Source organism: Promicromonospora thailandica (assembly GCF_024171955.1).
GTDB classification, from domain to species: Bacteria; Actinomycetota; Actinomycetes; order Actinomycetales; family Cellulomonadaceae; genus Promicromonospora; species Promicromonospora thailandica.
Map to the genome: position 1 here is coordinate 42159 of NZ_JAMTCS010000001.1, position 25615 is coordinate 67773.

Below are 25615 nucleotides of genomic sequence, written 5' to 3' on the forward strand. Positions count from 1 at the left end.
CCGGGTCTCACTTGAGGCCGCTGGAGGCCAGGCCGTCGATGACCCGGCGTTGCAGCAGCACGAACATGACGAGCACGGGGGCCATGGCGAGCAGGCTCGCGGCCATGACCACCGGGTAGTCGGTGGTGCGGTCGCCGATGAGGGTGGCGAGCCCGGCGGACAGCGGCATGCGCTCGCTGTAGGTGGTGACCACCAGGGGCCAGAGCAGCTCGTTCCAGGACCACAGCACCGTGGTGATCGCCAGGACGGCGACCGTGGGCCGGGCGAGCGGCAGCATGATCTTCCAGAAGATCTGGAAGGGGTTGGCGCCGTCGAGCCGCGCGGCCTCCTCGAGCTCGTTCGGCATGGACAGGAACGCCGTCCGCATGAGGAAGGTGCCGAAGGCGCTGAACAGGCCGGGCAGCACGAGGCCGCCGACGCTGTCGAGCAGGCCGAGGCTCTGGATGATCTGGTACTGCGACAGCAGGTAGACCTGCGACGGCACCATGAGGATCGAGAGCACGAGGCCGAGCAGCAGGCCGCGCCCGCGGAACCGCATGCGCGCGAACGCGTAGCCCGCGAGCGTGCAGAACAGGATCTGGGCGAGCGTGCGCAGCACGGTGACGAGCACGGAGTTGCCGAGCTGCTGCAGGAACGGCATGCGGTCGAACACCTGGGCGTAGTTCTCCCAGTGCAGCTCGGAGGGCCAGAACACCGGGGTGACGCTCTGCACCTCGGCGTTCGTGGACAGCGACATGACGAGCTGCCAGACGAACGGGAAGGCCATGACGAGGCTGCCCAGGCCGAGCACGAGGTGCGCGACGACGTGCGACCCTCTGCGCCGTTGGATCACTCGGTCAGTCACTGTGCACCCACCTCCGCTGGAGCCGGAACTGGAGGGCCGTCAGCAGCCCGATGAGCAGGAAGATGACCATCGCGATCGCCGCCGCGTAGCCCTTGTCGTTGGCCACGAACCCCTCGCGGTAGAAGAAGTAGACGAGCGACATGCTGCGGGGCAGCACCGGGTTGCTGCTGCCGAGGATCGCGTAGAGCAGGTCGAACACCTGGAAGCTCGCGATGACGGTGATGATGAGCACGAAGAAGATGCTCGGGGTCAGCAGCGGCACGGTGATGGCGCGGAACTGCCGCCACCGGGTGGCGCCGTCGAGCTCCGCGGCCTCGTACAGCTCGGGCGGGATGCTCTTGAGCCCGGCGGCGAGCACGATCATGGAGAAGCCGAGCGACGACCACAGGCCGACCACGGCGACGGCGACGGTCGCGGCCCCGGGCGTCGAGATCCAGTACGGTCCCTCGATGCCGACCACGGCGAGCGCCCGGTTCAGGATGCCGAAGTCGCCGTTGAAGATGACGCGCCACACCATGGCGACGGCCGTCGGCATGGCCACGTAGGGCAGGAAGAACAGCACCCGGTAGACGGCGGCGAACCGCAGGCCGGGCAGGTTGAGCAGGCTGGCCAGGCCGACGGCGATCGGGATGCCGAGCAGCACGATCACGGTGTAGAGCAGCGTGTTGCCGAGCGACAGGTACAGCTCGGGGTCCTGGAACAGCGCGACGTAGTTGTCGACGCCGGCGAACGTCGAGCCGCCGAAGGGGCCGGTCTCGGTGAATGAGTACCCGGCGGTCTGGACGATGGGCCACAGGTAGAACACGGCGATGCCGGCCACCAGCGGCGCGACGAACAGCCACGGCCACAGGGTGTGCTCGGGGCGGGGGCCGCGGCCGGGCGCGGGGCGGCCCCGCCCGGCCGGCCGTGTCAGGGCCGGCGCGGGCGGGGCCTTCTGCGAGGTCGTCATGCGGTCATTCCTCGGCCAGCGCGGCGTCCATCTGCTCGGCCAGCTCCGTGGCGACGTCGGCCACGGGGCGCTCGCCGGAGAAGGCCTGGGGCAGCAGCTCGGTCTCCAGGGCGTTCCACTCCGCGGAGCTCAGGCTGACCGGCAGCGGCCGCGAGTACTCGACGGCGTCGAGGAACACCTGGAGGTCGGCGTCGGGCATGGAGCCCGTGAACGAGCTCTGCGTGCCCTCGAAGGCGGGGATGACGGCGCCGGAGTCGCCCTGCTGCTGCTGGGCCTCCTGCCCGGCGAGGAACACCTGGAGCGCCTGCGCGGCCTGCTTCTCCTTCGACGTGGCCGAGACGACGTTGGCCACGCCGTGGATGACGGTCGCCTGCTCCTCGCCCGACGGCAGGGGTAGCACGGTGACGTCCTCGGCGAGGTCGCTGTCGGTGAGCGCGGAGCGGAACCAGCTGCCACCCCAGTACATGGCGAGCTTGCCGGAGGTGAACCACTGGTCGGCGGTGGTGTCGGTGAGCTGCTGGATGGACGGCGACCCGCCCGACGCGATGAGGTCCGTCCAGAACTGCAGGCCCGCCTGCGCCTCGGGCGTCGCGTACCCGGAGGCGCCGTCGTCCACGACCGTGCCGCCCGCCTGGAAGATCGTGTTGTAGTAGGTGGTCTGGCCGTCCATGCCGCCCGCCGCGCCGTAGACGCCGTCGTCGGCGAGCGCCTCGGAGATGTCGACGGCGGTCTGCTGGAACTCGTCCCAGGTCCAGCCGTCCTCGGGCAGCTCGACGCCCGCCTGCTCGACCAGGGCCGTGTTGACCCAGATGCCGATGGTGTCGAAGTCCTTGGGCACGCCGTAGGAGACGTCGTCGATCGTATACAGGTCCACGAGCGCCTGCGGGTAGTTCGCGGGGTCGATGTCGCCGGCCTCGACGGCGCCGGTGATCGGCTCGAGCATGCCGTTGGACGCGTACAGGCCGATGTTGGGGCCGTTCATCCAGAACAGGTCGGGCAGCGTCTTGCTGGAGGCCTGGGTCTGCAGCTTGGTCCAGTACTCGGCGAACGGCGTGACGTTCACGGTCACGTCGATGTCCGGGTACACCTCGTTGAACGCGGCGATGTTCTCCTCGATCGCGGGCACCTGGTTCTGGTCCCAGACGCCGTAGGTGATCGAGGCGGCGAGGTCGGAGTCGGGCGCGGCGTACTCGGCGGCGTCGGCGTCCGGCGAACCGGACGCGGAGCCGCAGGCGGCCAGGGCCGTGGTGAGGACGACGGCGGAGGCCGCGAGGGCCGTGCGCCGGAGCGGTGAGGTGCGGCGGGTCGGGGTCATGGGGTGGTCCTTCCGGAAGACTCGGGGGCCGCCGTGCGGCGGGCGAAGTGGTCGAGCACGTGGTCGGGCAGGGCGGGGACGTCGCGCGGGGCGGACCCGTCGCGCAGGGACTCGGCGGCGAGCGCCCCGGCCGCGACGGCTGCGCGCGCCGCGACGGGCGAGACGACGGTCGGCGCGCCGTCGAGCACGTGGTCGAGGAACTCGGTCATGGTCAGCAGGTCGGCGTCGGCGTGGCCGCTGGCGACGCCCTCGATCGCGTGCTCGGCGTCGCCGTCGACCTGCCACTCGTGGCGGCGGTTCCACACCTTGACCACGCCGCCGCCGGTGTCGCCCACGTTCTCCAGGCGGCCCTCGGTGCCGATCACGGTGTAGTTGCGCCAGTAGTCGGGCGTGAAGTGGCACTGCTGGTAGCTGGCCAGGACGCCGTTGTCGAGGCGCATCAGCATCATCGAGACGTCCTCGACGTCGACCACGGGGTTGAGGCCGGTCTGCGCCGCGGGCGGCCAGTTGTCGAAGGAGAACCAGTCGGGCATGGTCTCGCCGGTGCGGTCGCGCCGGTCGTCGATGCCGCCGTACAGCATGAGGTCGCCCATGCCCACCACCCGGCGGGTGTAGCCGGAGGCGAGGTAGTGCACGACGTCGATGTCGTGGCTGGCCTTCTGCAGCAGCAGGGTGTTGGTCCGGGTGCGGTCGGCGTGCCAGTCCTTGAAGTAGTAGTCGCCGCCGTTGCCCACGAAGTGGCGCACCCACACGGCCCGGACCTCGCCGATCTCGCCGCGCTCGATCACGCCGCGCATCGCGCGCACCACGCCCGAGTGCCGGAAGTTGTGCCCCACGTACAGCGGCGTGCCGGTCTCGGCCGCGGTGGTCAGCACCCGGTCGGCGCCGGCCACGGTGATGGCGAGCGGCTTCTCCAGGTAGACGGCAATACCGGCCCGCAGCAGCGCGACGGCGATCTCCTCGTGCGTGTCGTCCGGGGTGAGCACGAGCGCGGCGTCGGCGGTGCCCGCGGCGATCAGCTCGTCGACGCTCGCGTGCACCGCGGCGTCGGGGTGCGCGGCCTGCCCCCGTCGGCGGCCGGTCTCGCTGGTGTCGACGACGGCGCTGACGCGCGCGCCGGGCCGGGCGTGCGGCACGTGCTCGGCGATGGGTGAGCGGGCGCCGTAGCCGACGACGGCGACGCGGACGCCGTCGCTGCTCATGCTCCGCTCCGGTCTCGTGAGCACGACGTCGTGCTCGAACTTGTCACTTTCGACTCTGAATTGAGCATGTCCAGACACTAGGGGTTCCGGGCGCGCGCAAACAGGGGCGAGCGGACCTTTTACGACGACGTAACACGCGCGCCGATGCTCCTGGGACGGCCGATGTCGGGCCGTGAGGTGCGTCCTGCCTGGTCAGGCGGAGGCGACGACGATCTGCACGCCGGCGGTGGCGAACTCGGCCTCGATCTCCGGAGCGACGGGCTGGTCCGTCACCAGCACGTCGACGTCGGCGAGCGGGCAGATGCGCGCGAAGGTGGCCCGGCCGAGCTTGGTCGCGTCGGCGGCGACGATCACGCGGCGCGAGGTGGCGCCGATGCGGCGGCTGACCTCCGCCTCGCCCTCGTGCACGGTGGTGGCGCCGAAGGCGGCGCTCAGCCCATCGACGCCGAGCACCGCGGTGTCGAGGCTGAACTCGCTCAGCGTTGCGCCGACCAGGGGCCCGACCAGCTCGTACGACTGGCGGCGCGACACTCCCCCGGTGACCACGATCTTGACGTGCTCCCGCACGGAGAGCTCGTAGGCGATGTTGAGGGCGTTGGTCACGATGGTGACGCCAGGGGCTTCGGCCTTGCGCAGCCGCTCGCTGCGGCCGAGCTCGCGGGCGACCTCCGTCGTCGTCGTGCCACCGTTGAGCCCCACCGACTCGCCCGGCCCGATGAGTTCGGCGACGGCGCGCGCGATCGCCTTCTTGGCCTCCGCCTGGCTCGCGATCTTGTACTGCAGTGGCAGCTCGTACCCGGACCCGAGCGACGTCGCCCCACCGTGCGTGCGGGTGACCAGGCGCTGCTCCGCGAGGGTGTTGAGGTCGCGGCGCACCGTCGCCGTCGACACCCCGAGCTGCTCGCTGATGTCCGTGATCGACACGCTCCCCCGCTCGCTCACGAGCTCGAGCACGAGGTTGAGTCGCTGCTGCTGCGTCATCGGGGCGCCCTGGGGTTCACGGCAGAATCTTCGCACGGGTGGGCGGGGGTGCGTGATCGATTCTGCTCATGTGGGGGGCGAATGAGCATGCTGGGTGACGGGTGTGCTCTGGTTCGCTCGCGCCGGCTCGGCCGTGGCGACGGGAGAGGTGCGGGCGCGGAGTTTGCTAAGGTATCGCTCGCGCCGTACCTGCTGGGACGGCCGTGCGGGCGTAGCTCAATGGTAGAGCCTTAGTCTTCCAAACTAATTACGCGGGTTCGATTCCCGTCGCCCGCTCAGAGTGCGGAAGCCCAGGTCAGAGAGTGTTTCTGACCTGGGCTTCGTGCATTCTGGAGGGGTGGAAGCGGCGCCGAGTGGCCCTTACGGGCCTCACGCAGCTCGGCCTTGTCGACCTCGCTCAGACCGGGCCGCCGGCGTCCTCGACATCAGCCTGCTTCATCCAGTTCGCCAGCGAGCCTTCGGAGATACCGAAGTCCTTGGCGATCTGCGCCAGCGGCGCCTGGCCCTTACGGGCCACGGCCACGACGTCGTCGCGGAACTCCTTGGGGCAGGGCTTTGCCACGGGACATCCTTCCAGCGAGGACCAGATCCTCACAGTTCAGGTGTCAACCAAACTCGGGGCACACCCTCCATCCCTGGGGCAGTCCCCGAGGTTGGCCGCCGTGGGAGGCTCTAGCGTCGTGGAGAGCATCATCGGGTACATGATCGGCCAGCGACTCGGCAGACGGTTGGAACGCCGTCGCAACAAGCGACTGCGCTCACAGGGCAAGGCAGCAGCGAGCATCCGCGGATTGCCCAGGTTCTCCAACCAGTGGATTTCCGGTGACTGGGAGGTCGCGCCCGGAAGACTGACCTTGTGGCGTACAACTGCCCGCATCGACGAGATCAACCTCGAGTTTCGTCCGCCCACACGTCCCGATTCCTGGGACGTCAATCCAGAAGCTCGCATCTATACGGCTACGAGCAACGGCACGACTATCGAGATCGCACTGCTGCCCGATCAGAGCGACTGGGTAATCGAGCGTCTCGGCGTAGCACCGTCGTGATCCTTGTGGCACAGGTCCGGTGAGCGAAAACGCCACCCTTCTCCTCGATCTGCAAGAGGCGTGACCCGGTCTCGGTCGGTGCGGAACCCGCCGTCTGTCCGCTCGTCTGCCCTGGCCACGCAGCCGCGTCCGTCGCGTCGTTGTGTCCATCGCGCGCTTACATCGTCGCGCGCATGTCCGTCGTTACGTGCCCGTCGACCGTGTGCGAACAAGCTGCCCGGCCCCATGCCGACGCCCGCAGCACGGCTCGTCATCTCCACATCGTCGACGAAGACCAGCACCTGGAAGCCGTCATACGCGTCAGCCGCCGCTACCTCGAACCGGACCGTCTCGGCAGGCGTGCGCGGAACCACCGTGCTGTCGTCCGCCACGACATCCGAGAGCGCAATCCCACGAGGGCGCGGCAGCATCAGCTCTCGCAAAGCGGTATCGAGCAGCCCGCGCAGCTCCTCGGTATCCCTGTGACGTGCGGCCCCGGCGAGCTCACGCAGGGTCGGCGAGTCGACGCCCGAAACAAGGGCGTCCGTGGCGGCGTCGATCAGAAACGCGTTGTCCACACCCTGGTCGAAGGACCAACGTGTCGCGGCCTCGTAGAGACGCTGCCTGGTAGACGTGTTGCGCGATGTCATCGCCGCCCATTCTGGACCACACCGGTTCCGAGCCGGGATCGCGTTTCGCTCAGCCCGCGGACGCTTACGATCGACCGCGCATCCCTGTGTGTCGGTTGTCCGGAGAGGCAGCACACAGTTCACAAGGGATCCGGGCCGTGCCCTGCTACCCCTCGTAGAGCGCGAGGTACCGGGAATACAGATCGTCGACAGACGTGCCCAGTGCTGCGGGCGTCACGATGTCGTGCCCGACGTTCGCGGCGGCAGGAATCACGTAAGCGCCCAGCGACGCGCCGGCGGCGACCGCGATCGCGGAGGGCACAGCAATGACCGACCGCGTGTCCACGGACTGCTCCCGCGCCGAGACGGCGACCGCCACCCGCAGCAGATCACCGTCGCCGGGCACCGGGCGGATCTCGGTCGCGATCCGCAGGTACTGCGCGAGCGCCGTGTACGAGTGCCCCCGCACATCGAACCTGTCGGGCAGCAGTCCCGCACCGTACAGGACACGCATCGCGGCCACGGCGGCCGGCGGCACCCGGCGCGGATGCGGGCGGTAGAACGGAGCGAGGACCAGCAGGCGCCGAACACGACAGGCCGTGCGGGTCGCCAGCCAGGTGGCCAGCACCCCGCCGCCGGACACCCCGACGACACCGGCATCGGAGCCCAGTCGTGCGGTCACGGTCCATGCCTCGGCGGCATAGCGACGCAGGGCGCCGGGGACAACCCGGGCGTGCGCGCGCCGGGTGGTCAGCCCGTGCAGCGGCGCACGCGGGGCGAACACGTTGTACCCCAGGGCGAAGAATCGCTCGGCCAACGCTGCCACCTGTGTCGGCGTGTGGGTGTAGCCGTGCAGGACCAGCGCGGCCTTCGACCGAGGCTCCCCGTGCGACCACAGCCTGGTACCGGCGCCCCGCAGCACCGACGGGTCCGACGCGTCGGCCTCGACCATCGCCCGCGCGTGCGCCTCGGCGGCTGCGAAGCCCACGAGAGTCACCGTGTCCCTGGCAGGTCCCGGTCGCTCGCTCCCGGCATCGGGCCACTGGTGTACCGGTGCTTGACGCCGCGTGGGAAGTACTCGGGATCGCCGGACCGCCTGAGGTCCACCTGAGGTGTCTGACCGGCCTCCGGGACGTAGTGCGCGAACTCGCTGTTGATCCTCAGGAGCTCCGTACGGATCGACTCGGCCACCAGCCGCTCGCGTTCCGCGGAGGGCTCCGCTCCGTCGGCCAGCTCCACAACCACCGTCAGCCGGCGGTCACGGTCGGTGTCCTCGACCGTGTCCAGCACGAACCGGCCGGTCGTCCAGTCGCTGACGGGTGCGCGCTCCAGACCGACGGTGACGTGCTCCGGGTAGATGTTGGCACCGAAGTACGAGACGGTGAACATGGACCGCCCGAAGACGTACACGAAGGGCAGCTCCGGTCCGGCACCGGGGTCGAACCCCGCGTCCTGGCACCGCCCGAGCAGCTCGTCGTAAGAGTAGAGACCGCCTTCGTCGGCGATGTGGTACCGCACGAGCGGAACGGTCCCGTCGGCGCTGAACACGAGCGTGCCGTCCGGCCCGGCCTCGAACTGGCGCGCGGCCGGGTCGTACTGCAGCAGGGTCGGGAGGCGGGACTGGCCGAAGAGCGCCTCCGCGAAGCCGGGGCGTTCGGCCGCGAAGCGGCGGATCCGGACGCTGAGGGGGGTCTCGTTGGCCAGCACTCCGGCGTCCGCCGTCCCGTAGAGGGACGCGATGTCGGTCGCCGGGTCCTGGATGCCTGCCCGGTGGGCGACGAGGTCGCGCCACTGCTCGCTGAACACCTCGCCGGCCAGGACCAGCCTGACCCGGTGCCTCGGCCAGTCGACGCCGCGGGCCAGCCCGGCGTCGATCACGTTCTTCACGAACGGCGGGTAGCCCAGCAGGACCGTCTGGTCGTACTGGCCGGCCAGCTGGTCGACGACGCGGAGGATCTCGTCGACGTCGTTGCCCGGGGTCGCGAGGGTGATCGGGTAGCCCTTGGCCGACAGGTGGCGGCACGCCGTCGCGGTGTACATGCCTCCGACCCAGTTGCCGAGGGCGAAGCAGACGACGGCGAGCGTGCTACGGCGGGCGGCATCGAAGCCGTCGCGGAACACCTGCTCGAAGCGCTCCGCGACCGTGCGCTCGTCGAGGGCCGAGCGCGGCCAGACAGTCGGCGCGCCGGACGAGCCGGACGAGAGCGCGACGGCGTCGGCGTCGGCGAGCCGCCCGTAGCGGCAGCGGCCCGCGAGAGGGTACCGGTGGTGGTAGTTGTCCTTCGTCGTCAGGGGGATCTGGGACGGGTCGCGGACCGACGACGGGTCCAGGCCCAGCTCCCGCAGGAATGTCAGGTACGCGGGTACGGTCTCGACCGCGTCGCGGAAGAGGGCCACGACCGGGTCTGGGCGGCTCACGCCGGCACCACCTCCTGGCCGGTGACGTGGCGGCAGCCGGTGGGCAGCTCGTCCGGCGGGCGTGTCGCATCGGCGTCCAGGTGACGGGCCCTGTTCCCGCCGGCCGTCACCGAGGTGAGGACGGTGTACTGCACGAGTCGTTGCATCGAGGCTCCTGTGATGAGAGGGGTGGCCCAGACGGGGCGACACCCATGACACAGCAGGCCGGTCGACGCACGGTCGACATCACGTCGATGCGGTCCGGCCATCGCCGGAGGTGCCGACAGCTCTGCGCACGATCGGCACCTCCGGTCTCACACGACGGGCACGTCGGTGTCGTCGTCGTAGATCGGTGAGAAGGCGGTCTCCCGGTCCCCGCCGCTCTGGCGCAGGCCGTGGGCAGCGTGTCGACGTCGTGTCGACCGGACGTCGATACGTGGGGTGGAAAGTCGGGAACGTTGTTCTCGAACGAAGAGGAGTACCCCATGTCCACCAACCGCCTCGATGCCGCGACGCTGCGCGCGGAGCTCGACGGCAGCCTGTTCCTCCCCGGGGAGGACGGCTGGGACGAAGCACGTCAGGCCTGGCAGCTCACCGTCGACCAGCGCCCCGAAGCGGTCGTGGTGGCAGCCTCCGTGCGTGACGTGGTCACCACCGTCAACGCCGCCCGCACCGCGGGCCTACGGGTGGCCGCTCAGTCGACCGGCCACAACGCCGGCCCCCTGGGGGCGCTCGCGGGCACGGTGCTCCTGCGCACCTCCGGGCTGACCGGCATCACCGTGGACCCCGCCGCGCGCACGGCCCGCGTGGAAGCGGGCGTCGTGTGGGGCGACGTGACCGCCGCCGCGGCCCCGTACGGCCTGGCGGGTCTCGCCGGTACGGCACCGGACGTCGGCGTGGTCGGCTACACGCTCGGCGGTGGCATGTCGTGGCTGGGACGCACCTACGGGGTCGCCGCCAACCACGTCGTGTCAGCCGACGTCGTGACCGCCGACGGCGTCCAGCGGCATGTCGACGCCCAGAACGAGCCCGACCTGTTCTGGGCGCTGCGCGGCGGTGGCGGCAGCTTCGCCGTCGTGACGGCCCTGGAGATCGGTCTGGTGCCGGTGCCCGACCTGCACGGCGGCGCCCTCTTCTTCCCTCTCGACCAGGCATCCGAGGTGCTGCAGAACTGGCAGCGATGGACGCGGACCGTTCCGGACGCGATCACGTCGGTCGGCCGGCTCCTGCGTTTCCCGCCCCTGCCCGAGATCCCCGAGCCCGTGCGCGGGCAGTCCTTCGTCGTCGTCGAGCTGGTCTCGCTCCTGAGCCGGGAGGCGACGGACGAGGCGCTCGAGCCCCTGCGCGTCCTCGGCCCCGTGATGGACACCGTCCACCCGTCGGAGCCTGCCGAGCTGGCCGCCATCCACATGGATCCGCCGGCTCCGGTGCCGGGAACCGGGGACGGCTTCCTCCTGACCGACCTGCCGCTCGAAGCCCTGGACGCCTTCCTGTCGGTCGCGGGGCCGGGCGAAGACTTCGGGTTGCTGAGCGCGGAGATCCGCCACCTGGGCGGGGCCTTCTCTCCCGACACCACTCGGGGTGGCGTGGTGTCCGGGTTCGCCGCCGGGTACGCGATCTTCACCGCGACGATCACCCCGGACGAGACCGCCGTGAAGGCCACCCACATCGTCCTGGACCGACTGCGCGACACGCTCCGCCCGTGGACCGCACCGGTCTCGTACCTGAACTTCGCCGAGCGTCCCGGCGGTGCGCCGTTCGCGCACACGGCGGCGCTGCACCGCCTGCGGAGCATCAAGGCCCTCTACGACCCCGCAGACGTCATCCGCGCCAACCACCCGGTCAGCCCGGCCCAGGGCTGACCGGCCGGACTGCCTCGTCGATGCAGGGGCTCTCAGCGGGGTGACCGCATCCGGCGAGGCATGGGCCGACGGGTAAGGGATGACCTGTCGGCCCGGCGCCGGCCGGGCCGCACGGCCCGGCCGGCGCCGACGTGCGTCACGAACGGCTGACGAGCGGCGCGTCCGCCGCGAAGAGCTCCTGGAACCGTCGGGCGTCCCGCTCCAGGGTCCGGGCCAGCACCCGGGACATCAGCGGGAACAGGAGCCGCTGACCGAAGCCGCGTGCGGAGTACCGCAGCGTGAGGCAGACCACCGACCGACCGCTGGGACCGGTGGTCAGGCGACGAGAGCCCTCCACGTCGAGCCCTTCGACGGCGACCCAGCGGAACATGCCCCCGGTCTCCGAGGCCGTGACGGCCGTGACGGCGGTGACGGTGCGCAGCGTCGAGCCCATGGCGCGCATCGTCTCGTAGGTGATGGTTCCCTCGACCACCGTGCCGCGGTTCGACTGCCTCATCTCCACGACGCCGCCCCGCCACCGGGGATCGTGCGTGCAGTCGGCGAGAACCGCCCAGACCTCCGCGGCCGGGGCGTCGACGGTGGCCTGCGCTGACAGGGTGACGGTGGGCATGGTGTTCCTCGGTCTTTCGTCGGGATCAAGACGCCCGATCGTCGCCCGCCTGGATCGACAGACGGTCGACATCCGGCGAACGCCCGGAAACGAATTCGCCCCGCTCTTCCGTCGCTGCGCGCCGACGAGCGCTCGTATGCTCTTGGCGGGTCTGCCTGCGGGGCAGCGACCCGGAGGCAAGAAAGGTTCTCCCCATGTCCGACGACATGACGTTCGCGCTGCTGGGCCCCGTCCGTATGTGGCGTGCCGGGACCGAGCTGCCGGCAGGCTCACCGCAGCAACGGGCCCTTGCCGCGATGCTGCTGCTGCACGAGGGCCGCGTCGTCGGCATCGACGAGATGGCCACCGCCCTGTGGGAGGACGAGCCGCCGCGCGGAGCCTTCGGCACCCTGCGCACCTATGTCTCCCGTCTGCGCCGGCTGCTGGAGGGCACCACCGCCACCATCGACACGGTCGGCGGAGGCTACGCGCTGCGCACGCCGCAGGAGTCCGTGGACGTCGCGCGGTTCGAGACCCTGCTACGCCGTGGCCGCGAGCTCGGACGGACCACCGACCTCACCGGCGCCGCGACCGTCCTCACGGAGGCCCTCGACCTCTGGCAGGGCGACGGGCTCGACGGAGTTCCCGGCGCCTACGCGGCCCACCAGCGGGTCAGGCTCCAGGAGGAACGGCTGGCAGCCAGGACGCTGCGCCTCGCCGCCCTGCTGGACACCGGGGGCTCGGTGGTCCCGGAGCTCACCACGCTGGTCGAGGCGCACCCGTACCGCGAGGAGCTGCGTGCCCTGCTGATGCGGGCCCTGTACCGCGACGGCCGCCAGGCCGACGCCATCGACGCCTATCACACCGGCGCCCGCCTGCTCGGCGACGAGCTCGGTCTGGACCCCGGCCCGGCCCTGCGCGAGATGCATCAGCGCATCCTCGTCTCGGACCCGACCCTCACCGTCACGCCACGCACCGAGACCAGCACGACCGTTCCGGACGGCTCGGCCCGGGCCGAGCAGACCCCCGTGCCTCACCCCGCGCAGCTCCCCGCCGACCAACGCGGCTTCGTCGGACGGCACCGCGAGCTCGCCTGGGCCGACGCGCTCCTCGACACGCGGGCGGCTCCGACCACGGCCGTCATCTCCGGGATGGGCGGCGTCGGCAAGAGCGCCCTGGCCGTCCACTGGGCACACCACAACGCGACCGCGTTCCCGGACGGCCAGCTCTACGTCGACCTGCGCGGCTTCGACCACACCCAGGCACCCGTGAAGCCTCACGACGCGCTCATCAGGCTGCTCGAGGCCTTGGGCATCGCCGGCCAGCACGTCCCGGACAGCCTCGACGCACGCGCAGCGCTGTTCCGCTCCGCGCTGGCAGGCCGCCGGATGCTGGTGCTCCTCGACAACGCACGCGATGCCGACCAGGTGCGTCCCCTGCTTCCCGGCACGGGAGACAGCCTCGCCCTGGTCACCAGCCGTCACCGGCTCTCGGCGCTGTGCGTCGCCGGCGCGGCGTCCATACACCTCGATGTCCTGCCCGACGACGACGCCAAGGTGCTGCTCACCCACCGCGCGGGACCGGACCGGGCGGACGCCGACCCGGAGTCGCTCGACCGGATCGTCCGCGCGACGGGCAGGCTGCCGCTGGCACTGGCAGTCGTCGGAGCACGGCTCGCCGACTCCCCGGACATCCCGCTCCGCGTGATCGCCGACGAGCTGGGCAGCGCGCACACCGTCCTGGACTCGCTCGGCGATCCCGACCCGACCGTGGACGTCCGCGCGGTGCTCTCGTGGTCGTGCACCGCCCTGGACCCCGCGGCCCTGCACGCACTGCGCCAGCTCGCGGTGCTGCCGGAGGCGGCGTTCGACGTCCCGGCCGCCCGGTCCGCGGTCGGGCACCACGACCCGGTCCCCGTGGACGCGCTGGTCCGAGCCAGCCTGCTCGTGCGGACGCGCCCGGGCTGGTACGCCCTCCACGACCTGGTGCGCGCCTGCGCGGCCGAGTTCGCCGTCAAGCACCCCGAGGCACGACGAGAAGCGGTCGCCCGGGTGCTGGACCACTACCTCGGCTCCGCCCACCGGGCCACGATGCTCCTGGAGCCCCGCCGGGTACCTCTCGACCTGCCCGAGCCCACCATCGGCACGGAGGTCCTCCGCCACGCCGACGCGACCGCTGCGTTCGACTGGCTCGCGGGACACCGACGAACGTTGCGCGCGGCTGTCGACCTCGCGGTCACTGAGCGCTCGTACGGTGCGGCCTGGCAGCTCGCCTGGTGCCTGGCGGCCTACCTGCACCGCGCCGGGTACTGGTCGGACGCCGTGAACCTGTGGCAGGTCGCGCTCGGTGCCGCGGAACGCGACCAGAGCGTGATCGGGCAGGCGCGGACCCACCAGGGCCTGGGCGTCGCGCTCGGCATGAGCCACGGGCTGAGCGCCGCGGGGTTCCACCCGCCATCTGCGGCGCAGGACGACACCCAGGCCGCAGCCTGTGCCCACGTCACCGAGGCGATCCGCCTGTACCTGTCGATCGGCATGCGGGCGGCCGCCGCCTGGGCGCTGGTGAGCCTGGCGTCCCTGCACGACTCGACCGCCGACCCGGACGCCGTCACCGACGCCCTGGAACGAGCCCGCGAGCTGTCCGACGAGCCCTCGTTGCAGGTGGCCGTGCTGAACAACCTCGCGGTGCTCCACGCCAGGCTCGGCGACGGGCCGCGCGCGGTCGCCGCGGCACGCGAGGTTCTCGACCTCATCCAGACCATCGGCGACACCTCGACCGGCGCCCACGCGACCGACACACTCGGCATGGCGCAGATGGCCGACGACGACCCCGGCGGCGCCACCACCTCGTTCCGGGCGGCCGCCCGCGCCTTCGAGGCGGCCGGCGACCCGATGAACCAGGGGGTCAGCCTCGCCAACCTGGGCGACGCGTACGTCGCAGCGGGTGACGCCGCCGCAGCCCAGGCCGCGCGGGCCGAGGCGCTCGCCGTCCTGGACGGCACCGGGCACCCTGTCTCGGACCGGCTGCGGGTGCTGCTCGGCCAGCCGGCAGAGATGACCGACGTCGACCGCTGAACCCCGCCGGCGAGTCACGCCATCGCCCCGCGGCAGGCTCACGTGTCCGGGGTGCAGGACGCGGCGGGTTCCCGCGCGACAGCCGGCGCCCACGGGTCACAGCGGAGGTGCCCGCCCGGCGACGAGCCGGGCGGGCACCTCGATGCCTCTGAATCCCCGTCGGTCGGGGTCTATCGGGTAGGTGTCATTCGTCTCCGTTCGCCTTGGTGCCATCCGGCGCGGCGGTGAACCAGACGCCGCCGACCGCCTCGCCGTTGATCTGGCCCGGCTCGGTGTCCCCGCTGAAGCGGTACAGCGGCCAGCCGCCGAGCGTGACCTGCAGGCTGCCGTCGTCCCTGGTCGTGGTGCCGAGCAGCGCTTGGTCTATACCCGTGTAGACGATCTTGTTCCTGGTCAGTACCGGCGGCCAGGTCGTCGCGCAGTCCCCGTAGCAGGTGGTCGTCGACGGCGAGGCCGTGTCGTCGTCGAACCGGTAGAGCGTGAAGCCCTCGCCGTCGGCCACGACATGGCCCAGCTGCGGGTTCTGCACCACCTGGACGCCGGCCGGCCAGTAACCCCCTGAGGGGTTCGTCTCCGCGGGGGTCGACGCGTCGGCCGGTGCCCCGGGCTCCTCAGCCGCCGGCTGGGAAGCAGCCGTGTCCGACGGGACCACCGGTGCGGGGGCATTGACGGTGCAGCCGCTGAGCAGCAGACCGGCGACGACAGAGGCGGCCGCGAACGAGGCGCGAACGGTGCGAGTCACTTTCGGATACTCCTTCACGGTACGAGGGGGAAGGCGACGTCGGGCCGGCACCGAGCTGAGCATGATGTCCTCCTGGGGTGGATGGGGCCCCGCCGGTCGGCGGGACGACCCATCCGACCCCTCACACATCGACACCAGATCGACGTACCGTCGATGAAGACAACGCGTCTCCGACCTTGCGAGGTCCCCCTCGACGACCCCCATGGCGCCTGGCCGGTGGGCGCCGGTTGGCAGGCGCCCTGAACTGTGCCAGGTCTTGATGATGGCGTGTCGTCACGCCGGGCTGTGGCGGGCCACCAGCCACTCGACCGTGGTCCACACCGGCTCCGGGCGAATCGAACCGGGACCGGTCCCGCTACCCCGTTGCTACCTTCCTCCGGCCCGCGGAAAGCACCGCCTTGAGGAGCGCGACATGCGGAGAAAGCGATCGACCCCGGAGCCAGAACGGAACGACCTCGCTGTTCGGTCGCTCGCGGCAGGCATCGTCACGTGGTTCTGCATCCCGGGAGTGTTTGCCATCGTGGCGATCCACCTCGGGCGCAAGGCCCGGGAGGCGGCTCAGCGGGGAGAAGCCGACAACGCGCACCTCGCCGACGCCGGTATCGTCCTGGGTTGGCTGCACCTCGGCGTCCTGGGCGTGGTCGTTCTCGTGCGCATCGTCATCTTCTTCATCGGCACGGCGGGTGGCCTCGCATGAGCGCTGCCGGGGCGAGCCATCTCGCCCGGTTCGGGTGACGGTTCGGAACCGACACCCCTGTCATCGCCGGCATGCTGCCATCGGGCCCTCTACCAGGTCCCGAGACGAAGCACACCCGTCCGTCCTGGAGGTTCACCTGGCCGGCGAGACGAGCGTCGCTGCTCGTACCCCCGTCCGTCACCGCGCAGTCCGCGCCTTCGGCGTCAGAGACGGTCCGGTCGACGCCGGGTCCGGCCGCTTCTTGCCGTCCTCCCCGATCATCCGCGGCGCCGGCTTGACGGGCCAGCGCTCGACCACCCGTGACCGCAGCTCGTAGCCCCGAGCGGCGGCCACGACGTCCCACACGACGGCGGCGACCACGACGGCGACCGAGCCCGCGAGCGTCACCAGCGCCTGCGGCACGAAGCCGCCGAAGGTCTCGTCGGCGTCGCCGTACAGCGTCGCGACGTCCGCCATCCCACCGGTGCCGAGGCTGTACACGGCCCAGCCGAACGTGGTCCCGAGCGCGGCGAGGAAGGCCAGGGCCTGCGCGAAGACCACCGGCTGATGGTCGGCGTACTTGCGCAGCAGCGTCCGCTGCGGGCGGGGAGCGTCCGGGGCCGCCAGCGCCTCGCGCAGGATCTGCTGCTCGCGCCGCTGCACGGCCGAGTCCGCGAAGAATCCCACCACCAGGAGCGCGACCGCCACCACCATGAAGGACGCGAAGACCCAGATACCGGCGACGAGCACCACCTCGATGCCTTCCGCATACTCCACGCGTGGACCGGCTTCGGTCCTGGTGCGGTACGGGTGCGTGACGAACAGCCAGAGCTGCATGAGGCTGAACCCGAGGGCGAAGCACACGATGCCCACGTACTCGTACCAGGTGGCTCGGCGTCGCAGCCGCTGGAGGTCGGGCGGAAGCTCCGCCTCGTCGTCGCCCGCGGGTCGCGCGGAGGCGGCCCGCCGCCAGGCGGCCTGCTCGTCGGCGGTGGTCCAGTGCGCGGCGATCTCCCGACGACGCCGGTGGTGCGCGGGACGGCCCGCCAGTGCAAGCAGTACGAACACCCCGCCCACCCCCGTAGCGGCGAGGAACCCCCAGAGGATGGGCAGCTCGCTGCCGTCGACGGTGAAGGCCGCGATCACGGCCATCAGCAGCCCGATCCCCGCGACCAGCACCGACATGATGAAGAACGCGAGGAACGGCGGCTGAGCCGCCACCAGGTCGACCTGGCTCGGGTGTGGCACGGCCGCCCTCGGCGCTCCCCCGCGAGCAGCCCGGACCAGGGCACGCGAGGTGATCACCTGCCGCAGCGCGAACAGCACAGTGGTCACCGCCCCGCCACCGAGGGCGAGCACCAGCACCGGTACCATGCCGGCCCGGGCGAGCTGGTCGAGGGCGCTGCTCACGGCGGGCTCGCCGGACAGGGCTTCTTCGCCGACCATCGCGACGGCCAGGAGGAGGACGAACGAGGCCCCGATGCCGAGAAGGAACGGGCCGAGCGCGTTGATCGCTCCGTTCACGAGTCGCCCGACGAAGCTCACCGGGTACACGCGCCAGTGCGGCTCCACTGCCGCAGGTCGTCGTGTCGTCATGGCGCGGGCAGTCTATCGATGACCACGAGATGGGGCCCGGCAAGCCTGTCCGCCAGACCTGAAAGGGTGCCGTCACCCGTGGCACACTCGCGTCGCAACAGACGCTCGGAGGCATCGGTGCGATCAAACTTCTACTGGACAGCCAACCGGATGACCGCGGCATGGCTCTTCGGCATGGTCGCGTCGGCCGGCGCCTTCGGCGCGCTCGCAGAGGCTGCTCGCCTGCCGCCGGCGGTCCTCGGCGTGCCGGCGCTGTTGGGGTCCGCGGTTCTGATCATCCCGCTCCTGCGGATCCTTGCCCGCCAGGTCGATGGGGTTGCTGCCCACGCGTCCGTGCAGCGACCGCACGGCGTCGTCATCCCCGCTTCGGCCCTGACCCTGTCGTCCGACACCGGCAGAGAGCTCGGCCTTCAGACCGCTGGGCTGAATGCGTCAGGTGGCAGTCCTGTCGCACTGGTCGTGCTGCCGGATCGCGTCGAGGTCTGGAGCGGCCGCAACGAGTCGGAACCTCGTTGGTCGGCCGATGCGGCCGACCTGACGGCCACAGTGGGGCTGGTCCGAGTGGGCCTGGCGAACAAATGGGACGTCGTTCGCCTGACGGACGGCACGACGACCCTGGCAGTCTCTCCGCGCTACGGGACGTTGCCGCTCGATGCGGGCGGGGACATCGACCGCGTGCTCGCCGAGCTCGGGCTCGACCCATCGGCGGTGCGTCGAGCGTCGTCCACGGCGAGCCCCGAGCCTTAGGCAGCACACCGCGCATCTGCCGGTACTCCGTGCCCCGGTGGGACAGGCTGGGTATGAGGAGCACGCCGCGTCTGTTCCACGCGGGGCCGTCCCGACATGCTTTCCAGCAACGGTGCATGCGGTCGGCCGGCGAGCAGCGTCAGTTGCGTAGTTCGTCAGACCACACGCGCACGTCGCGGAAGTCAGTCACGGCAAGGTAGGCAGCAGAGATGAACCGCGAGAGATCGCCGTCCGCAATCAGCCAGATGTCATCGATGACCTGCTCGGGCGGAGACGACTCGCCGTAGCAGTCGTGCCAAGCAAGGTCGAGCGACGCCAAGACGTCGAGCACCGCGCCGGCCTGACTGCCGAAGGTGTCGGTGGCACGCGGACCTCTGGACGTTCGCCGGTCAGCCTCTCCGCTCACCATCCGCGAGGTCTGCCAGGCTTACGGTCACCGACGTGCGACATGCTGGATGGCCGTACCACCGTCCACGCTCACGACCGCCTCCCCCGAGCAGACCTACCGGCGCCGCTTCTTCAGGTACACCGCGAGCTCGTCGTAGGCACCGGCGTCGTTCCCGTACATCGCGTAGTTCTTGGCGGTCTCCATCCACTCCCCGATGCTCGGGCGCACGGACTTCGCCGCGTCCTGCAGGTGCCGCTGCGTGATCGGGACCACCCGGCCGGCGGCCATCGACTCCTCCATCGCGGTCTCCGTCGCCTGCTCGCACACCAGCGCGAGGTCGGCGCCCGACATGCCGTCGGTGGCGCGCGCGATCTTCGCGAGGTCGATCCGGTCGGCCGGCCGGCCGCGCAGGTGCAGGCGCAGGATCGCCTCGCGGCTCTCGACGTCGGGCGGCAGCACGAGCACCGTCCGGTCGAAGCGTCCCGGCCGGAGCAGGGCCGAGTCGATGTCCCACGGGTGGTTGCTCGCGCCGAGCACGAAGAGACCCTCGTTCTCGGTGCTGGCGCCGTCCAGCTCGGACAGCATCTGGTTCACCACGCCCCGCATGGCGGACCCACCGCCGCGCAGGTGCGACCGCTTCTGGCCGAGCGCGTCCATCTCGTCGAAGAACAGGACGCACGGCCGGTTCCGCCGCGCCGTCTCGAAGATGCTGCTCAGGTTGCGTTCGCTGCTGCCGATCCACATGTCCAGCACGTCGCTCAGGCCGATCTCGTAGAAGCTCGCCCCGAGCTCCCCGGCGAGCGCCCGGGCGATGAACGTCTTGCCACATCCGGGAGGGCCCCAGAGCAGCAGGCCGCCGCGGAGCGACTTGCCGAACTCCCGGCTCAGGTCGGGGTTGCGCAGCGGCGTGAGGAACGACTGGTCCAGGCGCTTCTTCACGCTCGCCAGCCCGCCGACGTCGACCAGCGTGACCCCTGCCTGCCCGAGCGTGCCGAGGGTGGGTTCGGCGACGGGCTCGCTGTCGGACCACTGCTCGAGGATCTCGTCGGCGGTGTCGGGGATGGCGGCCGCGGCAGCCTGCGGAGCGTCCGCGACCGGAACCGGGGCAGCCGCGGCGGGGGTGGCCGTCGGGGCCGCCGGTGCGAGCGCGTCGGCAAGGCGGCCGTAGGACGCCGCCTTCGTCTCGTCACCGAGGGCCCGTGCGGCACCGGCTGCGACGCGCAGCGCCTCGACGTGGTCGGGCACGGCCGCGAGCACGGTGGTGGCGTGGGTGAGCGCCTCGTCCGGGCGGTCGGCCTCCGCGAGCAGTCTGGCGACGTGGGCGCGCACCTCGTGATTGGCGGGGTCTGCGGTCAGCGCGACGAGCAGTGCGTCGATCACCGGATGCGTCATTCGCCGAACGGTACCGGATTGCTTTGGTCCGCTTTGACCGGTCCTGTCTGGACCTCTACGGTGTGCCTCACTCGTGCTCGATCCCGAGCCACGACCAGTGCGCCCGGGGTGGACGATGAACGAGACTGCAGCTGCCGCTGAACAGCGTGGCCGTGCCCTGCTGGAGCTCGGCCGGGGGCGGGAGGCGGAGCAGCAGTTCCGCACCGCGCTGGCCGTGACCCCTGACGATCCGGACCTCCAGGCCCAGCTCGCTCAGGCGTTCCTGCTGCAGGACCGCTACCAGGAGGCGCACGACGCCAGTCGCGACGCCGTCGGCGCGGCGCCGGAGCACGCGTTCGCGTACTCGATCCTCTCGGCGTCGCTCGCCGGCCTCGAGCGCCTGCCCGAGGCGCACGCCGCCGTCCGGCAAGCTCTGGCGCTCGCGCCGCACGTCGCGGGACTGCACGTGCAGGAGGCCCGGGTGCTGCTGGCGCAGAAGAAGCCCACCGAGGCGCTGGCGAGCGTCGCGCAGGCACGCGCGCTCGACCCGGAGGACGCCGACGCCACGGCGGTGCAGGCCGCCGTCCTGTTCGAGCTGCAGCGGTTCGGTGAGGCCGACGCGGCGGTGCACGAGGCGCTGAGCCTGGAGCCGGAGAACGTGGCGGCGCACCGCGTCAAGGGTCTCCTGGCGCTCCGGCGCGGTGGCGGCGCCTCCGCGGTGCAGGCGCACCGGACGGCGCTGCGCCTGGAGCCCACGGACTCCGGTGCGCGCCAGGGCCTCTCGTTGTCGCTCAAGTCGCGCAACCCGCTCTACGGGCTCCTGCTGCGCTACAGCATGTGGCTGCAGGCGCAGCCGAAGGGCCTGCGGATCGGCATGGCCTTCGCGCCGATGATCCTGATCCGGGTGCTGCGCCCGTTCGAGGGTCAGCTGTGGGCGGGCGTGCTGCTCGGCCTCGTGATCGCGTCCGTCGTGCTCAGCTGGAGCCTCGAGCCGCTGATGAACACGGTGCTGCTGCTCAGCCGCGACCGGCACGTGCTCGGCCGTCCGGAGCGGCTGGCGACCTATTCTTACCTCGGTTTCGCAGGGGCCGGCATCGCCGTGCTCGTCGTGGGCCTGACGGCGAGCATCCCGTTCTTCTCGACGCTGGCGATCGGGCTCGGCCTGTGGGCGATGGCCACCGGCTCCGCCCATCTGGTCCGGCCGGGCCTCGTCCGGGTGCTGATCATCGGGGCCGGGGTCGCCGCCGTCCTCGCCGCGGTGGCGTTCGGCGGCACGCTGGCCGGTGTCGCCGGCCTGGCGGTCGCGGCGCTGGTGGTGCTGCTCGGCGGCGTCGCGGCGCTCTGGTTCACCGCCTTCGCCTGACCGTTCACGGTGGACGACGGCGCAGTTCGCACGCAGTACCGCCTGCTGGACGCGGTCACGCCCCCTCCGCGCCGGTGACGGCCGCGGAGGGGGCGCCGTCGGTCAGGAACCGTCGATCAGCCTGACGGCCAGGTTCGGGTCGAACGTGCCGGCCGGTACGGACGGCGCCGTGCCGCACGGGCCGTCGGAGACGCCGGGCGTCTTGACCCACAGGAGCATCTCGGCCCCGCCGCCGACCTGCGCCGTGACGCCGAGCCGCCGCCCGGCCGGGTTGCACCAGGAGCCGCCGTGACCGTTCCCGTTGCGGCTGGTGTCGACCACGAATGGCTTCGTCGTCCCGAGATATTCGTTCACGGAGTTCGCGTAGCTGATGGACTGGCTCGTCGTGTAGAAGTTCGAGACGTTCACCGAGAACCCGCGGATGTTGCCGATCCCTGCCTGATCGAGCCGGTAGGCGATCGTGGACGCGTTGGTCCAGCCGGGGTTGCCGGCGTCGAGGTACGCGTACGTGTTCGGCGCCTTCTGCTGAAACATCTGGGTGGCGTACAGCAGCATGCCGAGCCGCTCGTCCTTCTGCGCCTGGGTCATGCAGTCCATGCCGTTCAGCGCGTCCGGCTCGATGATCACGACGGCGGGCTTGCTGCCGATCCCCGCCGCGAAGCTGGAGATCCACGTGCGGTACGCGCTCACGCTGCCCGCGCCGCCACCCGAGTGGCCCGCGCAGATGTCCCGGTCCGGGATGTTGTAGGCGACCAGGACCGGCAGCTTGTCCTGCCCGTCCGCCGCCCCGGTGTAGCTGGCCACCGTGGCGCCGATCGAGGAGTCGTTGCCGAACCAGCGGGCGATCGGCTTGGACCCGATCGACGCCTGGATCCGGGACGCGCGGGAGTCACCCGAGTTGTTCCGCGCCCAGACCGCCGGGAGCGAGTCGGGATTGACGTAGAACCCGTTGGTCATGCCGATCGGGTCAGCTGCTGATGCGGGCGCCGCCGGCAGAAGGAACGCGGCCGCGGCCAGCATCCCGGCGAGGGTCTTCAGGATCTTCATTCCGGAGTTCCTCTCTGAGCCCCGGAGCCCTTCCTCGTTGAAGGACTTCCGTGGGCGGCACGCTGGTCCTGTCACCGCCGGCGCGTCAATCGAGCAGGGGGTTTGCGAGCGAAAGCGATCGTGACGGCGACCCTGCTACTTCAGGTGCCGGGCGAAGAACCTCGCCGCGTCGTCCCCGGCGAATGGAGGGACACCCGTGTGACCGCCGAGGTTGGCCTGCAGGGTCTTCTCCCGCGAGCCGAAGGCGTCGAAAAGGTCCAGGGCCGCCTGGCGGTCGTTCCCCTCGTCATCCCACTGCAGCAGGACATGCAGCGGAATGGTGACCTGGCGTGCCTCCTCGAGCGTGGCCCGAGGCACATAGCTGCCCGCGAACAGCCCTGCGGCCACGATTCGTGGCTCGACCACGGCAAGCCGGACACCGACGGCGATTACCCCGCCTGCGTACCCGACCGGCTCGTCGACCTCGGGCAACCGGAGGAGCGCGTCCAGGGCCGAACGCCACTCGGGGACCGACTGCTCGACCACCGGGAGGATCAGCCGGTCGATGATGTCGTCGCTGACCGGCTCGCCGGCGGCCAGTGCGCGGCGCAGGTCCGCGCGGGCCTGGTCGGCTCCGGGCAGCGGTGGCCGTGTGCCACTGCCCGGACCTTCGAGGGCGACGGTCGCGATGCCGTCGGACGCGGCAGACAGGGCCCGCCCCACCAGCCGGGGGTACATCCGATCCAGGCCGAAGCCGCCGGGCTGGCCGAGCAGGATCAGTGGACGAGGGTCGGACGGGGTGGCGGTCTCGGGCGTCCAGAGGATGCCGGGGACCTCGCCGAGAGTGAAGCGGCGCTCCACGACGCCGTCGTCGAGTCGCTGAGCCGAGGTGAAGACCACAGCGGAAGTGCGCGGGATCGAACTCGGAGTGGTGTTCATGGTCGTGCCTTTCGGGAGCACTGAGTGAGTGGCGCTCCCGGACGACCTATCGCCCGACCATGACTCCGCGGAGGAGCACCCATGCCGATACGTTCACGGGTACCACCTCCTTGATCTGTCGTGCACGGCCTCCGCGAGGCTAGCAGCACCGATCCGCGCCCCTCAACGGAAATTCTGGTCACAAGCCGGGGGGCGTCAGCAGCGCGTGCACAGGGACGCTTTCGTCGGACTCGATGGGTCCGCTGAGGTCGGAGAACACTCGACCGCGGCACATGCCACGGTGCCTCCGCAGCGGCAGACGGTACGCAAAGATGGGCACCGTGAGCAGAGCGGCCAAGAGGGACAACGGGGCCAGCTGGTTCGTCGTGGACGACGATGCGGCGCGCGCCACGGTCGATGCTGCGATCCGTGGAGCCCTGCACGCCCAGCGCGACCGCCTGCACACGCTCCACATCGATCTCGTCTCCGACCGCGACTGGCCGGCGGAGGCGCTCGACGCCGTGCGCAGGGCGGAGCGTCGCCTTCCGGCGAGCCGCCGCGGCGGCATCTCTCTGACGCTCGATCCTCGCCTCGGCGAGGATTTTCGGATCGCATTGGACCTGGCGCCGGTCAGCATCGGCGGTACCGGCACAAGTCATGACGGCGCACCGATCTGGGACGCGAACGACACCGGCACCAGCGCCGCCTTCGCTCTCTACCCGGCCGAGGAGCTCGCGGTGCGTCGCTCCATCACCGATGCCGGCGGCGATCCTGCTCACCTCGTCAGGCTGGAGTCGCACCGACTCGCCGGCCGCGCCCTCACCTGCGACGTCGTAGGCGCCACCGCCCCGGACGCGGCACACTGGCAGCCGCCCGCCGGCTGGCGCGCCTACGAGCGCACCGTCTACCTGGGCTCCGGCGCCGACCTCTGGGACGCGGCCTCGGCGGCAGTCCTCTCGTGGGGCGTCAAGACGCGCAGCGGTTTCGCCGTCGACCCCCGGGTCGGAACCGGACGGACGGCCCGGCAGGGCGACCGCTTCTGGCTCGTTGCCCGGATCGGACCTCTGCGGGTGCGTGAACCCGTCGAGGTCGTGGCGACGGTCTCGACCGAGACCCGAGCCGCACTCGCCTACGGCACCCTGGACGGCCACCCGGTCTCCGGGGAGGAGGCGTTCATCGTCCACCGGGACGACTACGGAGTGCGCCTCACGCTGCGCTCTCTCACGCGCACCGGCCGGGGCCCGTGGCGGGTCGTGTTCCCGCTGATCCTGATCGCCCAGCGTGTGTATCGACGCCGCTACCTTCGGGCGCTGCGCCCCGGCTGACGTCAGCCCCATCCCCGCATCACACCCATTCCACGTGCTCAGCGCGCCGATCCTGATAGACATGCCACCGGTCGCCACAGCGAAAGGGGTAGCACGGATGCAGGACGTCAGGTCCCTGCGGGCATGGGTGTGGGTCATCGCCGTCCTCGGCTATCTGATCCTGCCCGTCGTCGCGTTCTTCTCGCTCCTGGGCCTCGGCCCGGGCGAGGTCTTCGGCCGGTCCGGCGGCCTCGAGGGCCTGGGCGGCGTCGCGGGGATCGGGATGTTCGTGATCCCGGTGCTGACGTGGGTCATCACGGTGGCCCTGCACCGCGAGCGCCGTGCGCACGGTGAGCGGGCGGTGGACGGCGTCGTCCTCAACTGGGTCGGCGGCATGCTGATCGTGGTACTGGTGCTGACCACCGCCGGCGCGTCCCTGGTGCCCAGGATCACGGACTACCTCGAGCGTCACGAGCCGGGTCTTGCGGGCGCGGCGAGCTCGTCCGAGCAGGCCTCCGTCACACGCCTGCGGTAGGGCACCGTCGGCATTTTCGTGTACCCGCGGGCCCCGCTCTGGTAGACATGCCACCCGTCACTCACCGCGAGAGGGGCACGTC

Annotated in this window: 25 protein-coding genes and 1 tRNA gene; 9 read left to right on the top strand and 17 right to left on the bottom strand. The window is 71.1% G+C overall.

The annotated features are described in order from the left end of the window. Positions 1-7: 7 nt before the first annotated feature. From APR03_RS00195 to APR03_RS00215, 5 genes are all read right to left on the bottom strand, one after another. Positions 8-844 (bottom strand): carbohydrate ABC transporter permease, encoded by an 837-nt coding sequence (locus APR03_RS00195; RefSeq protein ID WP_253831587.1) that lies wholly within the window; start codon positions 842-844, stop codon positions 8-10. Further along, the gene (locus APR03_RS00200) at positions 837-1793 is read right to left on the bottom strand and encodes a carbohydrate ABC transporter permease (protein WP_253831589.1); all 957 of its coding nucleotides are present in this window, start codon (positions 1791-1793) and stop codon (positions 837-839) included. Before APR03_RS00200 ends, APR03_RS00195 begins: the two co-directional genes overlap by 8 nt. Positions 1794-1797: 4 nt before the next feature. Continuing rightward, positions 1798-3108, bottom strand: a complete 1311-nt coding sequence (locus tag APR03_RS00205) for an ABC transporter substrate-binding protein (RefSeq protein WP_253831591.1) — start codon at positions 3106-3108, stop codon at positions 1798-1800. Further along, the gene (locus tag APR03_RS00210; protein WP_253831593.1) at positions 3105-4310 is read right to left on the bottom strand and encodes a Gfo/Idh/MocA family protein; all 1206 of its coding nucleotides are present in this window, start codon (positions 4308-4310) and stop codon (positions 3105-3107) included. Before APR03_RS00210 ends, APR03_RS00205 begins: the two co-directional genes overlap by 4 nt. A 192-nt stretch (positions 4311-4502) precedes the next feature. Then, complete coding sequence (locus APR03_RS00215; RefSeq protein ID WP_253831595.1) at positions 4503-5291, bottom strand: DeoR/GlpR family DNA-binding transcription regulator; 789 nt, start codon at positions 5289-5291, stop codon at positions 4503-4505. A gap of 205 nt (positions 5292-5496) precedes the next feature. Between APR03_RS00215 and APR03_RS00220 the strand changes: the two genes are divergently transcribed. Next, positions 5497-5567 (top strand) — tRNA-Gly (locus tag APR03_RS00220). Positions 5568-5688: 121 nt separating this feature from the next. On the opposite strand, the gene APR03_RS00225 is transcribed toward APR03_RS00220, so the two are convergent. After that, positions 5689-5853, bottom strand: a complete 165-nt coding sequence (locus tag APR03_RS00225) for a transposase (protein WP_275977081.1) — start codon at positions 5851-5853, stop codon at positions 5689-5691. Between the two features lie 118 nt (positions 5854-5971). Between APR03_RS00225 and APR03_RS00230 the strand changes: the two genes are divergently transcribed. Then, positions 5972-6337: a hypothetical protein gene (locus APR03_RS00230; RefSeq protein ID WP_253831597.1), complete on the top strand. Its 366-nt coding sequence runs from the start codon at positions 5972-5974 to the stop codon at positions 6335-6337. Here APR03_RS00230 and APR03_RS00235 read toward each other — a convergent pair. From APR03_RS00235 to APR03_RS00250, 4 genes are all read right to left on the bottom strand, one after another. Next, positions 6292-6966: a hypothetical protein gene (locus APR03_RS00235; RefSeq protein ID WP_253831598.1), complete on the bottom strand. Its 675-nt coding sequence runs from the start codon at positions 6964-6966 to the stop codon at positions 6292-6294. The two genes, APR03_RS00230 and APR03_RS00235, sit on opposite strands and share 46 nt — an antisense overlap. Positions 6967-7111: 145 nt before the next feature. Next, a complete protein-coding gene (locus APR03_RS00240; protein ID WP_253831600.1) occupies positions 7112-7897 on the bottom strand; it encodes a serine aminopeptidase domain-containing protein in 786 nt (261 codons plus the stop codon). A gap of 41 nt (positions 7898-7938) precedes the next feature. Further along, positions 7939-9363 carry a phenylacetate--CoA ligase family protein gene (locus APR03_RS00245; RefSeq protein WP_253831602.1) on the bottom strand — a complete coding sequence of 475 codons (1425 nt, stop codon included), beginning with the start codon at positions 9361-9363 and terminating at the stop codon, positions 7939-7941. After that, entirely contained in the window at positions 9360-9509 is a 150-nt protein-coding gene (locus APR03_RS00250) for a hypothetical protein (RefSeq protein ID WP_253831604.1), read from the bottom strand. The genes APR03_RS00245 and APR03_RS00250 overlap by 4 nt, the downstream gene beginning before the upstream one ends. 318 nt (positions 9510-9827) lie before the next feature. Here APR03_RS00250 and APR03_RS00255 point away from each other — a divergent pair, with 318 nt between their 5' ends. After that, positions 9828-11204, top strand: a complete 1377-nt coding sequence (locus tag APR03_RS00255; RefSeq protein WP_253831606.1) for an FAD-binding oxidoreductase — start codon at positions 9828-9830, stop codon at positions 11202-11204. A gap of 136 nt (positions 11205-11340) precedes the next feature. On the opposite strand, the gene APR03_RS00260 is transcribed toward APR03_RS00255, so the two are convergent. Continuing rightward, complete coding sequence (locus tag APR03_RS00260; protein WP_253831608.1) at positions 11341-11814, bottom strand: SRPBCC family protein; 474 nt, start codon at positions 11812-11814, stop codon at positions 11341-11343. A 194-nt stretch (positions 11815-12008) separates the two neighbouring features. Here APR03_RS00260 and APR03_RS00265 point away from each other — a divergent pair, with 194 nt between their 5' ends. Beyond that, the gene (locus APR03_RS00265) at positions 12009-14867 is read left to right on the top strand and encodes an AfsR/SARP family transcriptional regulator (RefSeq protein WP_253831610.1); all 2859 of its coding nucleotides are present in this window, start codon (positions 12009-12011) and stop codon (positions 14865-14867) included. A gap of 184 nt (positions 14868-15051) precedes the next feature. Here APR03_RS00265 and APR03_RS00270 read toward each other — a convergent pair whose 3' ends face one another. Continuing rightward, complete coding sequence (locus APR03_RS00270; RefSeq protein ID WP_253831612.1) at positions 15052-15672, bottom strand: hypothetical protein; 621 nt, start codon at positions 15670-15672, stop codon at positions 15052-15054. A gap of 349 nt (positions 15673-16021) precedes the next feature. On the opposite strand from APR03_RS00270, the gene APR03_RS00275 reads away from it, so the two are divergent. Further along, the gene (locus tag APR03_RS00275; RefSeq protein ID WP_253831614.1) at positions 16022-16306 is read left to right on the top strand and encodes a DUF4190 domain-containing protein; all 285 of its coding nucleotides are present in this window, start codon (positions 16022-16024) and stop codon (positions 16304-16306) included. A 177-nt stretch (positions 16307-16483) separates the two neighbouring features. On the opposite strand, the gene APR03_RS00280 is transcribed toward APR03_RS00275, so the two are convergent. Further along, on the bottom strand, positions 16484-17881 hold the full coding sequence (locus APR03_RS00280) for a hypothetical protein (protein ID WP_253831616.1): 1398 nt from the start codon (positions 17879-17881) through the stop codon (positions 16484-16486). A 117-nt stretch (positions 17882-17998) separates the two neighbouring features. Between APR03_RS00280 and APR03_RS00285 the strand changes: the two genes are divergently transcribed. Continuing rightward, positions 17999-18628 (top strand): hypothetical protein, encoded by a 630-nt coding sequence (locus tag APR03_RS00285; RefSeq protein WP_253831618.1) that lies wholly within the window; start codon positions 17999-18001, stop codon positions 18626-18628. A gap of 139 nt (positions 18629-18767) precedes the next feature. Here APR03_RS00285 and APR03_RS00290 read toward each other — a convergent pair whose 3' ends face one another. Both APR03_RS00290 and APR03_RS00295 read right to left on the bottom strand, forming a co-directional pair. Further along, positions 18768-19037: a hypothetical protein gene (locus APR03_RS00290; protein WP_253831620.1), complete on the bottom strand. Its 270-nt coding sequence runs from the start codon at positions 19035-19037 to the stop codon at positions 18768-18770. A gap of 93 nt (positions 19038-19130) precedes the next feature. Then, positions 19131-20408, bottom strand: a complete 1278-nt coding sequence (locus APR03_RS00295; RefSeq protein ID WP_253831622.1) for an AAA family ATPase — start codon at positions 20406-20408, stop codon at positions 19131-19133. A gap of 115 nt (positions 20409-20523) precedes the next feature. On the opposite strand from APR03_RS00295, the gene APR03_RS00300 reads away from it, so the two are divergent. Further along, positions 20524-21750: a tetratricopeptide repeat protein gene (locus APR03_RS00300; protein WP_253831624.1), complete on the top strand. Its 1227-nt coding sequence runs from the start codon at positions 20524-20526 to the stop codon at positions 21748-21750. 102 nt (positions 21751-21852) lie between these two features. Here the strand turns inward: APR03_RS00300 and APR03_RS00305 are convergent, their stop codons facing one another. Further along, a complete protein-coding gene (locus tag APR03_RS00305; RefSeq protein ID WP_253831625.1) occupies positions 21853-22797 on the bottom strand; it encodes a glycoside hydrolase family 6 protein in 945 nt (314 codons plus the stop codon). Between the two features lie 135 nt (positions 22798-22932). Next, positions 22933-23715 carry an alpha/beta hydrolase gene (locus APR03_RS00310; RefSeq protein WP_253831627.1) on the bottom strand — a complete coding sequence of 261 codons (783 nt, stop codon included), beginning with the start codon at positions 23713-23715 and terminating at the stop codon, positions 22933-22935. 320 nt (positions 23716-24035) lie between these two features. Between APR03_RS00310 and APR03_RS00315 the strand changes: the two genes are divergently transcribed. Both APR03_RS00315 and APR03_RS00320 read left to right on the top strand, forming a co-directional pair. Beyond that, positions 24036-25019, top strand: a complete 984-nt coding sequence (locus APR03_RS00315) for a DUF1990 domain-containing protein (protein ID WP_253831629.1) — start codon at positions 24036-24038, stop codon at positions 25017-25019. A gap of 97 nt (positions 25020-25116) precedes the next feature. Then, positions 25117-25533 (top strand): hypothetical protein, encoded by a 417-nt coding sequence (locus APR03_RS00320; RefSeq protein WP_253831631.1) that lies wholly within the window; start codon positions 25117-25119, stop codon positions 25531-25533. Positions 25534-25615 lie beyond the last annotated feature (82 nt).

Excerpts from the sequence above, each read along its gene's own strand:
- APR03_RS00250 (WP_253831604.1), bottom strand. The coding sequence starts at position 9,509 with ATGCAACGACTCGTGCAGTACACCGTCCTCACCTCGGTGACGGCCGGC.
- APR03_RS00200 (WP_253831589.1), bottom strand. The coding sequence starts at position 1,793 with ATGACGACCTCGCAGAAGGCCCCGCCCGCGCCGGCCCTGACACGGCCG.
- APR03_RS00260 (WP_253831608.1), bottom strand. The coding sequence starts at position 11,814 with ATGCCCACCGTCACCCTGTCAGCGCAGGCCACCGTCGACGCCCCGGCC.
- APR03_RS00210 (WP_253831593.1), bottom strand. The coding sequence starts at position 4,310 with ATGAGCAGCGACGGCGTCCGCGTCGCCGTCGTCGGCTACGGCGCCCGC.
- APR03_RS00215 (WP_253831595.1), bottom strand. The coding sequence starts at position 5,291 with ATGACGCAGCAGCAGCGACTCAACCTCGTGCTCGAGCTCGTGAGCGAG.
- APR03_RS00255 (WP_253831606.1), top strand. The coding sequence starts at position 9,828 with ATGTCCACCAACCGCCTCGATGCCGCGACGCTGCGCGCGGAGCTCGAC.
- APR03_RS00320 (WP_253831631.1), top strand. The coding sequence starts at position 25,117 with ATGCAGGACGTCAGGTCCCTGCGGGCATGGGTGTGGGTCATCGCCGTC.
- APR03_RS00270 (WP_253831612.1), bottom strand. The coding sequence starts at position 15,672 with ATGCTCAGCTCGGTGCCGGCCCGACGTCGCCTTCCCCCTCGTACCGTG.
- APR03_RS00275 (WP_253831614.1), top strand. The coding sequence starts at position 16,022 with ATGCGGAGAAAGCGATCGACCCCGGAGCCAGAACGGAACGACCTCGCT.
- APR03_RS00305 (WP_253831625.1), bottom strand. The coding sequence starts at position 22,797 with ATGAAGATCCTGAAGACCCTCGCCGGGATGCTGGCCGCGGCCGCGTTC.
- APR03_RS00265 (WP_253831610.1), top strand. The coding sequence starts at position 12,009 with ATGTCCGACGACATGACGTTCGCGCTGCTGGGCCCCGTCCGTATGTGG.
- APR03_RS00295 (WP_253831622.1), bottom strand. The coding sequence starts at position 20,408 with ATGACGCATCCGGTGATCGACGCACTGCTCGTCGCGCTGACCGCAGAC.
- APR03_RS00300 (WP_253831624.1), top strand. The coding sequence starts at position 20,524 with ATGAACGAGACTGCAGCTGCCGCTGAACAGCGTGGCCGTGCCCTGCTG.
- APR03_RS00240 (WP_253831600.1), bottom strand. The coding sequence starts at position 7,897 with ATGGTCGAGGCCGACGCGTCGGACCCGTCGGTGCTGCGGGGCGCCGGT.
- APR03_RS00205 (WP_253831591.1), bottom strand. The coding sequence starts at position 3,108 with ATGACCCCGACCCGCCGCACCTCACCGCTCCGGCGCACGGCCCTCGCG.
- APR03_RS00235 (WP_253831598.1), bottom strand. The coding sequence starts at position 6,966 with ATGACATCGCGCAACACGTCTACCAGGCAGCGTCTCTACGAGGCCGCG.
- APR03_RS00290 (WP_253831620.1), bottom strand. The coding sequence starts at position 19,037 with ATGGTGAGCGGAGAGGCTGACCGGCGAACGTCCAGAGGTCCGCGTGCC.
- APR03_RS00310 (WP_253831627.1), bottom strand. The coding sequence starts at position 23,715 with ATGAACACCACTCCGAGTTCGATCCCGCGCACTTCCGCTGTGGTCTTC.
- APR03_RS00280 (WP_253831616.1), bottom strand. The coding sequence starts at position 17,881 with ATGACGACACGACGACCTGCGGCAGTGGAGCCGCACTGGCGCGTGTAC.